General features: G+C 71.1%; 14 protein-coding genes. 8 read left to right on the forward strand and 6 right to left on the reverse strand.

Going from position 1 to position 12,563, the window contains the following annotated elements; all coding sequences use genetic code 11:
• Positions 1-33 precede the first annotated feature (33 nt).
• From egtB to egtD, 3 genes are all read left to right on the forward strand, one after another.
• On the forward strand, positions 34-1,413 hold the full coding sequence (egtB, locus tag ACSDR0_RS20875) for an ergothioneine biosynthesis protein EgtB (RefSeq protein WP_435290526.1): 1,380 nt from the start codon (positions 34-36) through the stop codon (positions 1,411-1,413).
• Positions 1,414-2,130 carry an ergothioneine biosynthesis protein EgtC gene (gene egtC, locus ACSDR0_RS20880; protein WP_435290527.1) on the forward strand — a complete coding sequence of 239 codons (717 nt, stop codon included), beginning with the start codon at positions 1,414-1,416 and terminating at the stop codon, positions 2,128-2,130.
• A gap of 84 nt (positions 2,131-2,214) precedes the next feature.
• On the forward strand, positions 2,215-3,195 hold the full coding sequence (egtD, locus tag ACSDR0_RS20885; RefSeq protein WP_435290528.1) for an L-histidine N(alpha)-methyltransferase: 981 nt from the start codon (positions 2,215-2,217) through the stop codon (positions 3,193-3,195).
• A gap of 64 nt (positions 3,196-3,259) precedes the next feature.
• On the opposite strand, the gene ACSDR0_RS20890 is transcribed toward egtD, so the two are convergent.
• Together ACSDR0_RS20890 and ACSDR0_RS20895 are read right to left on the reverse strand one after the other, a co-directional pair.
• On the reverse strand, positions 3,260-4,813 hold the full coding sequence (locus ACSDR0_RS20890; RefSeq protein WP_435290529.1) for a methionine--tRNA ligase: 1,554 nt from the start codon (positions 4,811-4,813) through the stop codon (positions 3,260-3,262).
• A 338-nt stretch (positions 4,814-5,151) separates the two neighbouring features.
• Positions 5,152-5,691: a DUF6461 domain-containing protein gene (locus tag ACSDR0_RS20895; RefSeq protein ID WP_435290530.1), complete on the reverse strand. Its 540-nt coding sequence runs from the start codon at positions 5,689-5,691 to the stop codon at positions 5,152-5,154.
• 322 nt (positions 5,692-6,013) lie between these two features.
• Here ACSDR0_RS20895 and ACSDR0_RS20900 point away from each other — a divergent pair, with 322 nt between their 5' ends.
• From ACSDR0_RS20900 to ACSDR0_RS20915, 4 genes are all read left to right on the forward strand, one after another.
• A complete protein-coding gene (locus ACSDR0_RS20900) occupies positions 6,014-6,250 on the forward strand; it encodes a DUF2945 domain-containing protein (protein WP_435290531.1) in 237 nt (78 codons plus the stop codon).
• On the forward strand, positions 6,243-6,572 hold the full coding sequence (locus ACSDR0_RS20905; RefSeq protein WP_435290532.1) for a DUF3140 domain-containing protein: 330 nt from the start codon (positions 6,243-6,245) through the stop codon (positions 6,570-6,572). Before ACSDR0_RS20900 ends, ACSDR0_RS20905 begins: the two co-directional genes overlap by 8 nt.
• A gap of 331 nt (positions 6,573-6,903) precedes the next feature.
• Positions 6,904-7,368 (forward strand): cupin domain-containing protein, encoded by a 465-nt coding sequence (locus ACSDR0_RS20910; RefSeq protein ID WP_435290533.1) that lies wholly within the window; start codon positions 6,904-6,906, stop codon positions 7,366-7,368.
• A 231-nt stretch (positions 7,369-7,599) separates the two neighbouring features.
• Positions 7,600-7,908 carry a MiAMP1 family antimicrobial peptide gene (locus tag ACSDR0_RS20915; protein ID WP_435290534.1) on the forward strand — a complete coding sequence of 103 codons (309 nt, stop codon included), beginning with the start codon at positions 7,600-7,602 and terminating at the stop codon, positions 7,906-7,908.
• A 151-nt stretch (positions 7,909-8,059) separates the two neighbouring features.
• Here ACSDR0_RS20915 and ACSDR0_RS20920 read toward each other — a convergent pair whose 3' ends face one another.
• The 4 genes from ACSDR0_RS20920 to ACSDR0_RS20935 form a co-directional block, all read right to left on the reverse strand.
• A complete protein-coding gene (locus tag ACSDR0_RS20920; RefSeq protein ID WP_435290535.1) occupies positions 8,060-8,341 on the reverse strand; it encodes a hypothetical protein in 282 nt (93 codons plus the stop codon).
• A gap of 172 nt (positions 8,342-8,513) precedes the next feature.
• Positions 8,514-10,145 carry a CocE/NonD family hydrolase gene (locus ACSDR0_RS20925; RefSeq protein ID WP_435290536.1) on the reverse strand — a complete coding sequence of 544 codons (1,632 nt, stop codon included), beginning with the start codon at positions 10,143-10,145 and terminating at the stop codon, positions 8,514-8,516.
• Between the two features lie 68 nt (positions 10,146-10,213).
• Positions 10,214-10,663, reverse strand: coding sequence for a DUF3237 domain-containing protein (locus tag ACSDR0_RS20930; RefSeq protein WP_435290537.1), 450 nt, complete (start codon positions 10,661-10,663; stop codon positions 10,214-10,216).
• On the reverse strand, positions 10,660-11,829 hold the full coding sequence (locus tag ACSDR0_RS20935; protein WP_435290538.1) for a flavin-dependent oxidoreductase: 1,170 nt from the start codon (positions 11,827-11,829) through the stop codon (positions 10,660-10,662). Before ACSDR0_RS20935 ends, ACSDR0_RS20930 begins: the two co-directional genes overlap by 4 nt.
• 153 nt (positions 11,830-11,982) lie before the next feature.
• Here ACSDR0_RS20935 and ACSDR0_RS20940 point away from each other — a divergent pair, with 153 nt between their 5' ends.
• Entirely contained in the window at positions 11,983-12,531 is a 549-nt protein-coding gene (locus tag ACSDR0_RS20940) for a MarR family winged helix-turn-helix transcriptional regulator (protein WP_435290539.1), read from the forward strand.
• Positions 12,532-12,563 lie beyond the last annotated feature (32 nt).

The following is a 12,563-nucleotide window of genomic DNA, read 5'->3' on the forward strand; positions in this document are numbered from 1 at the left end:
AAAAGCCCGGGGTCTCCACGCTGGAGGTATCTGATGAGCGACTTCAAGGAACGGATCGCCGCCGAGCTGACCGCCGCGCGGAACCGCTCCACGGCCTACACCGACGCCGAGGACGACCTGCTGGTCACACAGCACTCGCCGCTGATGTCACCGCTGGTGTGGGACCTGGCCCACGTGGGCAACTACGAGGAACTGTGGGTGCTGCGGCAGGTCGGCGGGATCAGCCCGCTCCGCCCGGAGATCGACGACCTGTACGACGCGTTCAAGCACCCGCGCGCGGACCGCCCCTCCCTGCCCATCCTGGGACCGGCGGAGGCGCGCCACTACATCGAGGGCGTGCGCGGCCGGGTGCTGGACGTCCTGGACACGGTCGATCTCGACGACCCCGCCCCCCTGCGGCGGTACGGCTTCGTCTTCGGCCTGGTGATCCAGCACGAGCACCAGCACGACGAGACGATGCTCGCCACCCTGCAGCTGTCGGGGCGGCCGGGACTGGTCCGCGACGGCGACCTGCCGCCCGCCGGGGCCCGGCGGACGCAGGGCCCCGACGAGGTGTTCGTCCCCGCGGGCCCCTTCATGATGGGCACCGACACCCAGCCGTGGGCCTACGACAACGAACGCCCCGCCCACCGGCTCGACCTGCCCGGCTACTGGATCGACAGGCTGCCCGTCGGCAACCGCGCCTACGCGGACTTCATCGAGGACGGCGGCTACGACGACCCCCGCTGGTGGGCCCCGGACGGCCTGCGCTGGCTGCGGCGGAGCCGCGCCTTCGCCCCGCTGTTCTGGGCCAGGGACGGCGACACCTGGTGGCGGACCCGTTTCGGCAGGACCGAGCCCGTGCCCATGGACGAACCCGTGCAGCACGTGTGCTGGTACGAGGCCGACGCCTATGCCCGGTGGGCGGGAAGGCGGCTGCCCACCGAGGCCGAGTGGGAGAAGGCCTGCGGCTGGGACGCCGAGGCCGGGCGGGCACGCACGTATCCGTGGGGCGACGACGCCCCGGGGCCCGGCATGGCGAACCTCGGGCACAGGGCGGCGCGGCCCGCGCCACTCGGCGCCTTCCCCCTGGGAGCGGGCCCCTACGGGGTCGAGCAGATGATCGGGGACGTGTGGGAGTGGACCGGCTCGTGGTTCCTGCCCCACCCCGGCTTCCGCAGCTTCCCCTACCGCGAGTACAGCGAGGTGTTCTTCGGCGCCAACTACCGGGTGCTGCGCGGCGGGTCCTGGGCGTCCGACCCGGCCGCGGTCCGCACCACGTTCAGGAACTGGGACCGCCCGGCCCGCAGGCAGATCTTCTCCGGCTTCCGGTGCGCCCGCTCGGCCTCCCCCGAGCACTCCTCCGGACACTCCCCGGGTTCCACGAAGCGCTCCCCGGGACGCCCTCCGGGGCACTCGGCGGAGCGAGGGTAGATGTGCCGGCACGCGTCCTGGCTGGGTGCTCCCCGCACCCTCGCCTCGCTGATCCACGAGCCGGCCCACGGCCTGCTCCGGCAGTCCTACAGACCGCGCCTGCAGCGCCACGGCACGATGAACGCCGACGGCTTCGGCATGGGCTGGTACGACGCCGCCCGCGCGGAGCCGGTCCGCTACCGCCGGACGATCCCCGCCTGGACCGACGCCAACCTGGCGGGCCTCGCGCGGACGGCCCGCTCCGGCTGCCTGCTGGCCGCCGTACGGTCGGCCAGCGCCGGGATGCCGATCGAGGAGACCGCGACCGCGCCCTTCACCGACGGGCCGTGGCTGTTCAGCCACAACGGCCACGTCGCGCGGGAGGCGGTCAGGGAGCTCGCCGACGACGCGGAGAGCTCCTGCGACTCCGCGTGGCTCGCCGCCGCGGTGTTCGCCCGGCGGCGGGCGGGTGACGACCTCGGCGAGGCCCTGGCCGAGGTCGTCACCCGCGCCGGGCTGAAGGATCCCCGCGCCCGCCTGAACCTGCTCGCCTGCGACGGCACGTCGATCGCCGCGACCGCCTGGGGCGACACGCTCTTCCTCCATCTCGGCGGCCACCCGCGCGAGGGCGTGCTGGTGGCGAGCGAGCCGCTGGACGACCGGCCCGGCTGGCAGGCCGTGCCGGATCACGCCCTGGTCCTCGCCTCACCCGACGGGGTGAGCGTCCGGCCGCTGTGACCGGGCGGAGCGAGACCACAGGAAACACAGCACCCGGCCACGGACCGGTGAGCGGGATCGTGGCCCACAGACCCAGGAGGCCCCGTGTCCGTCAGCCAGTCAGCCATACGCCTGGTCAACCATCTCGGCCGCGACCATCTTCGCCAGGCGCTCGAACACGACGTCCGCGCCGGGCTGACGTCGACGCCGAAGTGGCTACCGCCCAAGTGGTTCTACGACGAGGCGGGCAGCGAGCTGTTCGCCCGCATCACCCGGCTGCCCGAGTATTATCCGACCCGCCGCGAGCTGTCCATCCTGCGCAGGGAGGCCCTCGACATCGCCGTGCGCGGCGGCGCGGACACCCTGGTCGAGCTCGGTTCCGGGACCAGCGAGAAGACCGTCCTGCTGCTGGACGCCCTCGCCGCGACGGGGGCGCTGCGCGCCTACACGCCGGTGGACGTCGACGCGGCCACCCTGGGCGAGGCCGCGCACCGGCTCGCCTCCCGCTACAAGGGCCTGACCGTGAGCGCGGTCTGCGCCGACTTCGAGGTGCACCTGGCCCTGCTGCCCCGTACGGGACGGCGGATGGTGGCCTTCCTCGGCGGGACCGTCGGCAACCTGGCCCCGACCGCGCGCGAGGTGTTCCTGAAGGAGCTGCGCGCCACGCTCCGCCCCGGTGACACCTTCCTGCTCGGCGCGGACCTGGTCAAGGACACCGACCGGCTGGTCGCGGCGTACGACGACGTGAGCGGGGTGACCGCCGCCTTCAACCGGAACGTCCTGCACGTGATCAACAGGGAGCTGGACGCCGACTTCGAACCGGACGCCTTCGAGCACGTCGCGCTGTACGACGCGCGCAACGAGTGGATCGAGATGCGGCTGCGCGCGAGCCGCGCCATGCGCGTGCGGATCGGCGACCTCGGGCTGCGGATCTCCTTCGCGGCCGGGGAGGAGATGCGGACCGAGATCAGCGCCAAGTTCCGCCCGGAAGGACTGCGGCGGGAGCTCCTCGCGGCCGGTTTCGGGATGATCCGCCAGTACATCGACCCGACCGGCGACTTCGTCCTCGTCCTGGCCCACCCGTGATCCGCGACCACCGCGACACGCCCACCCGCCCGTCGCCGTCGTACACGGTGAGAAGCGGTGAGCATCAGGGCACGGATCCCGGCTCCGGGGCGGTGATGCGCTGGAAGACCGGGCGCGGTTCGGGAAGCCCGCCGTCCCCCGCCGTGCACTGCTCGGCGATCCGGGCGGCCGTACCGGGCAGGAAGGGCGCCAGCTGATCGGCCAGCGTCCCGCACGCCCGGACGAGCCCGGCGAGGACGGCGTCGAGCCGGGCCGCGGCACCGGGGACACCGTCGCGTTCGGCCCGGGCCAGTTCCCAGGGCCGGACGTGGTCGACGTAGCGGTTGGCCTCGTCGACGACGGCCCAGACCGGCGCGCTGGCCCGGCGGAACTCGAAGTCGTCCAGGGCCGAACGGACGAGATCGGGCGCCCGGCGACAGGCCGCCTCGAGGCCCTCCCCGCCCGGCGCACCGGTCCCGGCATCAGTCCCGGTCTCGATAAGGGGAACGTGCCCGTCGCGGTAACGGTGGACCATGGTGACGACCCGGTTGACGAGGTTGCCCAGCCCGTTGGCGAGCTCGTCGTTGGCGCGGGCGACGAGCCGCTCGACCGTGAAGTCGGCGTCCCCGACGCGCGGCACCTCGCGCAGCAGCCACCAGCGGACGGCGTCGGTGCCGTACTCCCCCGCCAGGGCGACCGGATCGGCCGTGACCCCGCCGGATTTGCTGATCTTGCGGCCATCGGCGGTGAGGTAGTCGTGCACCACTATGTCCGTGGGCAGCGGCTGCGCGGCCGACAGCAGCATCGCCGGCCAGTAGACGGCGTGGAAACGCAGCACCCCCTTGCCGACCAGGTGGACCCGGCGGCCGGCACCGATCCACCAGCGACCGTAGCTCTCACCGCCGGTGCCGTAGTCCAGGGCCGTGACGTAGTTGCCGAGCGCGTCCCACCACACGTAGACGACCTGGCCGGGATCGCCGGGAACGGGAATCCCCCACCCCCGGGCGCGGGCGGTCGACCGGGAGATCGAGAGGTCCTCCAGGCCACCGGCGATGAAGCCGAGGACCTCGTTGCGGCGTTCGGCGGGTTCGATCCTCAGGCGCCCGCTGGAGACGAGGTCGTGAAGCCGGTCCGCGTAGCGCGAGAGGCGGAAGAACCAGTTCTCCTCGGCGACCCGCTGGGGCTCGACGCCGTGTTCCGGGCAGCGTCCGCCGGTGAGCTCGGCCGGGGTGTAGAACTGCTCGCAGCCGACGCAGTAAAGACCCTCGTAGTGCTTGCGATAGAGGTCACCGGCGTCGGCGCAGGCTCGCCAGAGCCGCTCCACCCCGGCCCGGTGGCGGGGGTCGCGGCTGGTGCGGATGACGTCGTCGACCGCGAGCGCCAGCGGCTCGCGCAGCGCGACGAACGCCTCGGCGTTGCGGTCGACGAACTCCTGGATGGGAACACCCGCGGCCTCGGCGGCCAGCACGTTCTTCAGCGAGTTGTCGTCGGTGCCGGTCTGGAACCGCACCCGGTCGCCCCGCGCCCGGCGGAACCTGGCGAGCACGTCGGCCTGCACGAGCTCCAGCGCGAATCCCAGGTGAGGACGGGCGTTGACGTACGGGATGGTGGTGGTGACGTAAGTGTGCGATGCGGTCATCGGAACCTCCGGGGAAGAAGAGGGCTCCGGCCGGTGAAACGCGTCGAGGCCCCGTAGCAGGGCCTCGGAAACGATCGTCCGTGCGGCGTCAGCGGCCCCGTGAGCGGGGCATCATCACCTGGTGCGCGGACGCGTTCATGCGGTCAGGCTAACACCCGCCGACCGGCACGAGCCTCCGGTTTTACGGCGGGCCGGCGTTCCCGGCCGCACCAGGCCCCTGGCGTCCGCATGGCTCCTGTCTCTCCCCCGGCGGCGCCGGGCGGGACGGATCCGGGCAGCGCGCCGAGCACATTTCCGATCTCGTGAAAGAGGAATACGACGGGTGGCCGATCGTCCGGTCAGCTCGGGCAGTCGGTGGATCCGACGATGGGCGGTACGGCGTGGTGGGCCGGTGTCAAGCTCACCGCGGTGGCCCGTGCCGCCAGGACAAGGGCGAGATCCCTGGTGGTCCGCGCGTCGGGAAGCTCCTCTCCGTCGAGGGGCATTCCCAGATCTCGCATGTGGGCCAGGAGGCGGTCCGGATCGCCGCCTTCCCGATCAACAGGAAAGTACGGCTCGAACCGGGCCGCCACCACTCCGTCAACCGAGTGGACGAACTCCTCGTCCATGGTGGTGCCGGTGACAAGCCTGGCCGTCTCCGTCCCCCGGGAGAGCGCCTCCGGCATCTCGTAACAGTGGTAGTCGAGCAGGACCGTCCCACCGTCGGCCGCGTAGGCCTCGATGGCCCATTCCCGGGAGATGTCGCCAGGAGTGGCACCGACCCTGCGCAGAGCCTCCTCGGGAGAAAGACCCCGCACGAATGTCACCCCCAGGAAGTGATCACCGCTCATGTACTCCTCGATGAACCAGGCGTAATCCGCCGGCGTCGCACCGCTCACCAGTGGTCCCTTCGTGCACTCGGCCAAGACGAAGCGATCATCGCATCGAAGACCGACATGTCCGGGAGTCGCAGGGGGCGTACCCCGGCCGCGTCACCCACCGGGCGGCGAGATCGCCTTCACGATCACTCCGATCGGGCCGGAGTTCGCCGCCGAACGAGAGCCGGCGCCGGCCAAGGCGGCAATCAGCGAGCAACCACCGATTAAACCCGAGCCCTCGACCACCGCGTCCCGTCGATTGTTGGGGGCGATCCGTTCCAGTGAAGCGCCAGTTCAGGCCCGGCGCGACGAGTTTCGAAAGGGGGCGGGGTAAGGGGAGGCTATGACCGACAAGCGCAGGCAGGACGACCCCGACGTGGGCGACGACGTCACGTGGGAGAGCCACGGCTCGTCGACCTCGGGCAAGGTCGAGAAGAAGATCACGAAGCGGACCGAGGAGGCGGGACGTACCGTGGACGCCTCGGCCGACGATCCGCAGTATCTCGTGCGCAGCGACAAGAGCGGCAAGACCGCCGTGCACAAGCCGTCGGCGCTTCACAAGAAGGACCGTCATGACTGACGAGGGCAAGCAGATCGCCGCGAACTTCGGCCAGGCGGTCAACATGACCGCCGCGGAGCTGGAACGCTGGCTGGAGACGGAGGAGTCCAGGAGCGTGGGAGACAAGTCGGGCGGCGAAGAGTCGACAGGGCACCAGTCCGGCCGCCGGATCGCCGAGATCCTGCGGAAGCGGAAGGACGACCTGGGAGAGGACGACTACGCCCACATGCGCAAGGTGATCGGCTACGTCCACCGCCACCTGACGCAGCGCCCCTCCCGGGACGTCAAGGAGACCCGGTGGCGATACTCCCTCATGAACTGGGGGCATGACCCGCTCAGGTGAGCGGTGCGCCCCAGACCCGAAGGCCGGCCGTCTCTCTCGCGGCCGCGGCGAGCCGCCCGGAATCGTCGCCACCGCGGAAAAGCACCCGACGGCTGTATCGGGATGCTCGGCCGCCTCATGGCCCGGGCAGCCAAGGAAGACGGGCGTGGCCGTCTCCGCCAACAGCAAGGACCCGCTCACGCGGGCCATCACCGTCCGAGACCGTGCCGCCGGTCAGGCATCGAAATGCCAGGACACGATACTCAAGCGACAACGCGGACCCTCGGGCGGAAGCCGGGACGCCTCGCGATCCCGTGCGCCCCGAAGGTCCGGTCAGGACAGGAGAGCCGTCATGATCCGGGTACGGACCGCCTGTGCCCTTCTCGCCGGTGGCATGGTGGCCGCGGCCACCGCGTGCGCTCCCGCGGTGGAGCGTGTGACCGGCGAGGTGCCCGTCGCCGCCGTGGTTTCGCAGCCGCCGTCCGACAAGCTGTCGCCTCTCCTGGAACAGGCGCTTCCGAACGTCAAGGGCAAGACGTTCACCTCGGCGATCGTGGACTTCCCGCCCGCCGCACGCGCGGCGCCGCACCGGCACGGCAGGGCTTTCGTCTACGCCTACGTACTCGAGGGCACTGTGCGCAGCCGGCTCGGTGGCGAGCCGGCGCGCATGTACCGTCAAGGCGAGAACTGGGTCGAGCCGCCGGGCTCCCACCATGTGCTCGCGGAGAACACCAGCCGGACACGACCGGCGAAGCTGCTGGTCATCTTCATCTCCGACACGGGAGACAAGATCAAGGTCGACGATCCGCCGAGGTAGGGCATCAGGCGGGCACGGCCGGGCGTATCGGCGCGCTCCCACTGGCCGCCGGCCTCGCGAGGGTCGAGCTCACCGAGGCGATCGGGGCCCTGGGGCTCGCCACCCGCTCTGATTCATCGTCCCGGCGACACTTCCCATGAGCGATTCAGAGCGTGCGCGGCACACTTTGCCTACTCGGAGTAATGTTTTAACTACTCTCAGTAGAGCGCTGAGGTCATCGAGAGGATCATCGTGAAGCGAATCGCCCTCGTCCCCGTCATCTCCGCCGCCATCGTCGTGGCCATGAGCAGTGCCGCCTACGCCTCGCAGTACGTGGCCTACGAGGGGCCGGGCTTCACCGGCCGGTCGGTGGTCATCGACCGGTGCGGCCCGTCCAACATCCCCTTCAACGGGTCGTACAAGTGGTACGGCGACGGCCAGAGCGGCCGGATGTACAACCAGCCCGACGCGCAGGGTGTGACGCACTTCGAGCTGGCGTCCAACCGCAACGCGGAGCAGAGGACGCCCGTCGGCTGGAGGAGCATCTTCATCGTGTGCTGAAGCCCGGAAGGCGTGACCGGAAGCCGGAGCCCGTTCGCCTTCCGGTCACGCGCGGCCGGTCCGCGCAGAACAGGACGGCATGGCGGAAACCACAATTCGCGGCCGTGCGGACACGCCTGTGATCAACGCATGCCGGACGGACGGGCCCCGATCAAGGGGTGTCCCTCTGCCATGTCTCGAATTGAGGGGCGGGCGGGTCCATGAGTTCTTTGAGCTGCTTCGCCCTGTTCACGCAGTCGGGGCAGATGAGTTTCCCGACCGACCTGGCGGCGGCTTCCGGTGTCGGCTCACGGAAAGCGCCTGACACCGTCATGCCCAGCGGAAGATTGGTCTCGGGGTCCATCATGACCGTCATGACGCTCGCGGGGGTGAAGCCGAAGGTCCGCTTGCACATGTGACATCTGCCGATTGTCGTGATCTGCTCGTCTGCCATAAAGCGTCCGCCCTCCTCCATCGCACCGTACAACTCGCGGCCGGGTGGCGGGCCACCTCATGCGCCGATTCCCCCGAGTCCCCGCCCGCCCCGCCCTGGACGGGCGGGACGATCAGGGCCCTGACCACCGGACCGTACGGGCGCGGCAGGCGGCCATCCGGTCTGGGGCCTGTCAGCGAGGGACGACCGGAAGGGTGATGTAGGAGTCGGGGAAGACCGTCTGGTGCTGGACGACCAGCTCGGCCTCGGTGGAGTCGGCGGAGGTACGGCCGTTGCCGGGATTGCGGTCGAAGCGGGGGAAGTTGGAACTGGAGATCTCGACGCGGATGCGGTGGCCGGTCTTGAAAACCTGGCTGGTGGCGACGAGGTCGATCTCGTGCACCCCGGACGGGACGGAGGTCCGGACGATGCCGTCGGTCACGCTCATGGCCCGGCCGTCGGGGTGGACGTCGACGAGCTTGGCCGTCCAGTCGGTGGAGACCGCCGAGGTCTCGGCGTGCAGGGTGACGGAGAGGAGACCGGTCACCTCGACATCGGAGGGGAGCGCCTCGGTGGTGAAGCAGAGCACGTCGGGGCGGAGTTCGACATCGCGCTGGTCCTGGGGACCGACGTTCGTCACGTCGGGAAGCAGAAGGGGGCCACCGGTCGTGGGCACGGGATCGCGGGGGTCGAAGGTGAAGGTGGACGGCGCGGCGTCCGCGGGGGGCTCGGAGCCCGGGAGGAGCGCGGCGTCCGAGGGGGACTCGGCGGACAGCAGGCCACCGGTGTGCAGGTGGTAGCGGGTGTCGACCGCGCGGGCCGGCGGCCATTCCTCCTCGTCCCGCCAGACGTTGTCGCCCATGACGAAGATCTTCACGGCTGGGCCGGTGTCCTCGCCTCGAAGAAAGTCCATCTGCCGCTGCGGCAGCATGGCCGCCTGCGCCGAGGCGGAGAACCCGAAGTCCAGGCGGCCGGTGCCCGTCGAGGCGGAACCGTGGGACCAGGGGCCGATGACCAGCGGGCCGCCCAGCCGCCGGTGGTTCTCCAGGGTTCCGGCGAGGAACAGGTCGAACCAGCCCCCGACGTGCATCACGGGCACCTCGATCCGGTCGTGCCGCAGGGTCTCGGCCAGTTCCTCCCAGTAGGCGTCGCGGGTCGGGTGCGAGATCCAGTCACTCCACCACGGCCCCGCGGGGATGTCGCGCAGCGGCAGCGTTCGCGCGGCGGCGGCCTGGTCGCCCAGCACGGGCAGGAGCGCGCCGAAGCCCGCGCCCACGTCCTCGCCGGCCTCCATTCCGTGCATCAGCCCGAGCATCGCCTGCAACAGGCCCCAGTTCAGCGCCGAGCCGAGCGCCAGGGCCCCGCCGTGGTACTTCAACCCGTCGTAGAAGTCGTGCGGGGTCATCGAGGCGATCACGGCCTTGAGCCCCGGCGGGCGCGTCGCGGCCGCCTGGAGCGCGCACCCGGCGAGGTAGGACATCCCGAAGGCCACGACCTCGCCGTTCGACCACGGCTGTGAGGTGATCCACCCGATGGTGTCGTAGCCGTCGTCGCCCTCGTCCAGCCACGGCCGGAACTCCCCGTCGCTGCTTCCGCGCCCCCGGCAGTGCTGGAGCACCACCGCGAAGCCGGCCTCCAGCGCGGGGATCTTCGGCGCCATGAGGAACGAGCCCTCGCCGTACGGCGTGCGGACGAGCAGGGCCGGGAACGGCCCGTCCGAGGCGGGGCGGTAGACGTCGCCGCGCAGGATCGTGCCGTCGCGCACCGGCATCGGGGTGTCGTGCTCCGCGACGATGGGGAGCGGGGGGCGGTTCAGCTTCGGCATCGGGTTCCTTGGGGTGTCCGGCGGGCCTCGGGTGGTCACACCGGGGGCGGTTCGGGAAGGGGCGCGGGTCAGGTCAGGGTGTAGGCGTCGTAGCGGACGGCGTCGGGCAGCCGGCCGGCCGTTCCCACGGCGAGGGTGCGGTTGAGCCACAAGTAGCGCTCGTCACCGGTCTCGAAACGGCAGAACACCCGGAAGTAGTACTCCGACGGGTCCACCGGCTCACCCTGGGCGAGGCGGGCCATGACCTCGGCGGGGCCGTGCCGTACGCCGGAGGTGGAGAGATAGAGGTGCGCGCCGTCGTGGGTGCGCAGCGTGTAACGGGTGTCGACGCTGGCCATGCCGTCGGCGTGCACGATCTGCCAGTCGGCCCCGCCGGGCAGGATGACGCCGGAGAAGCGCGGGCCCTCGAACGATCCGCCCACGATGTTGATCACCCGCCGGCGGCCCCAGTGGGTGTCGCCGAGTTCGAGGATCGGGTCCAGCATCACGGTGAACGTGGCGAGGTGTTCGAGGTTCATCGGGTGACGCTCCAGGACGGGGAGCCGTTCAGCGAAGCCGGGTCGAACCCCGCCGTGCGCTTGTAGGAGGCGGCGATCTCGGCCCGCTCCGCGTAGGGGATGACCTGCTCGATATCGTCGAACCCGCCGGGTGCGCGCTCGTGGGCGAGTCTCATCACGACCTCGGGGCCCATCTGCCGGTTGGACAGCTGCAGGGCGGTCGTGGCGGGCCGCCGCACGGCCTCGTACGCCGCCAGGTCGCCGTGCGCGAGGGAGTGGGCCAGCACCCGGGCGTCGATTATCGCCTGGGAGGCGCCGTTGGAACCGATCGGGTACATCGCGTGGGCGGCGTCGCCCAGCAGCGTGACGTTTCCCTCGGTCCAGTGCGGCAGGGGATCGCGGTCCACCATCGGATACTCGTAGGCGGTCTCGGCTCCGGCGATGATCCGCGGCACGTCCAGCCAGTCGAACCGCCAGTCCGCGAAGTGCTTTCCGACCTCGGCCGGGTCCGCCGGCCGGTTCCAGTCGCCCCGGCCGGGGGCCGTGCCCTCGGCGGGCTTCTCCGCGATCCAGTTGATCAGTGTCCGCTCGCCGATCTCGATCGGGTAGGCCACGAACTTCTGCGTCCCGTCACCGACCATGATCATGGATCGTCCGGTCAGGAACGGTGCGCCGTACGTCGTCCCACGCCACAGGATCAGCCCGTTCCACGGAGGAGGCCCCTCACCGGGGAACAGCCGCGCGCGGATCGCCGAGTGGATGCCGTCCGCCCCGATCAGCAGGTCCTCCGTGCCCGGGGCGGTGATCCGGCTGCCGGTCATGACCGCCCGCGGGCCGAGCCGCTCGATCACGGCGTCCAGCAGCATCATCTGCAGCCGCCCCCGGTGGACGGAGTACTGCGGCCACAGGTATCCCGCGTCGGCGCCCCGGGGCTCGGACCAGATCGCGGTGCCGTACCGGTCGAAGTAGGCGAGTTCGGCGGTGGCGACGCCGATCTCCGCCAGCCGGTCGGCGAGGCCGAGCTCCGTCAGTTCCCGTACGGCATGGGGCAGCAGGTTGATGCCCACACCCAGTGGACGGATCTCGCGCGCGGCCTCGTGGACGACGAGGTTCTCGAAACCCGCCGCGTGCAGGCTGAGCGCGGTGGCGAGGCCGCCGATGCCGCCACCGGCGATGACGATGTCCACGGGCACCTCCCGCTGATTGTTATGGCCATAACAATATTCACGGTGAGGACGCTCCTACGCAAGACTTGTGCGGTGAAAGCAGTGGAGCCGGCAGGCGGGGACCCAGCGCGCGCGGGTTCCGGCCGTCGCGCCGGAGACCGAACAGGGGCCGCGGTGCCGAGCGCGGCCGAAGACAGGGGGACGCCGCACGCGGAGCCGGAGGGCAGGGCGGATCTCCGGTACGCCGCGTACGCGCGAGAACGCCTGGCCGGCATGCCGCCCCCCGCCGACCCGGAGGCGTTCGAGCTCGCCTACAACCTGCTCCAGCTGGCCTACCTGCTGGTGACGGACCTGGAGACACGGATCCACCGCCCGCGCGGCTGGACGCTGCCCGGCTTCCGGCTGATGTTCAAACTCTGGATTCTCGGCCCGACCCAGCCCGCCCGGCTCGCCGAGATCTCCGCCATGTCCCGCTCGGCGGTGACGAACGTGGTCAACACCCTGGAGCGCGACGCCCTGGTCGAGCGCCGCCCGGTGCCCGGCGACAGGCGCGCGGTGGTGGTTGCGCTGTCCGACAGGGGGGAGGCCGCCGTCCGCGAGGCGTTCGCCGAGCAGACCCGCAGGGAGCAGGAGTGGTTCTCCCCCCTGGAACCGCGCGAGCAGGCCGATCTCAGCGGCCTGCTCGCCCGCGTCCTCACCTCCCGCCCGGCCGACACTCCGTAGGGCCCTGCCCGGACGGTGCCGGAACCCGTGAG

Origin of the sequence: Streptosporangium sp. G11, from assembly GCF_051192615.1 — a bacterium.
GTDB lineage: Bacteria > Actinomycetota > Actinomycetes > Streptosporangiales > Streptosporangiaceae > Streptosporangium.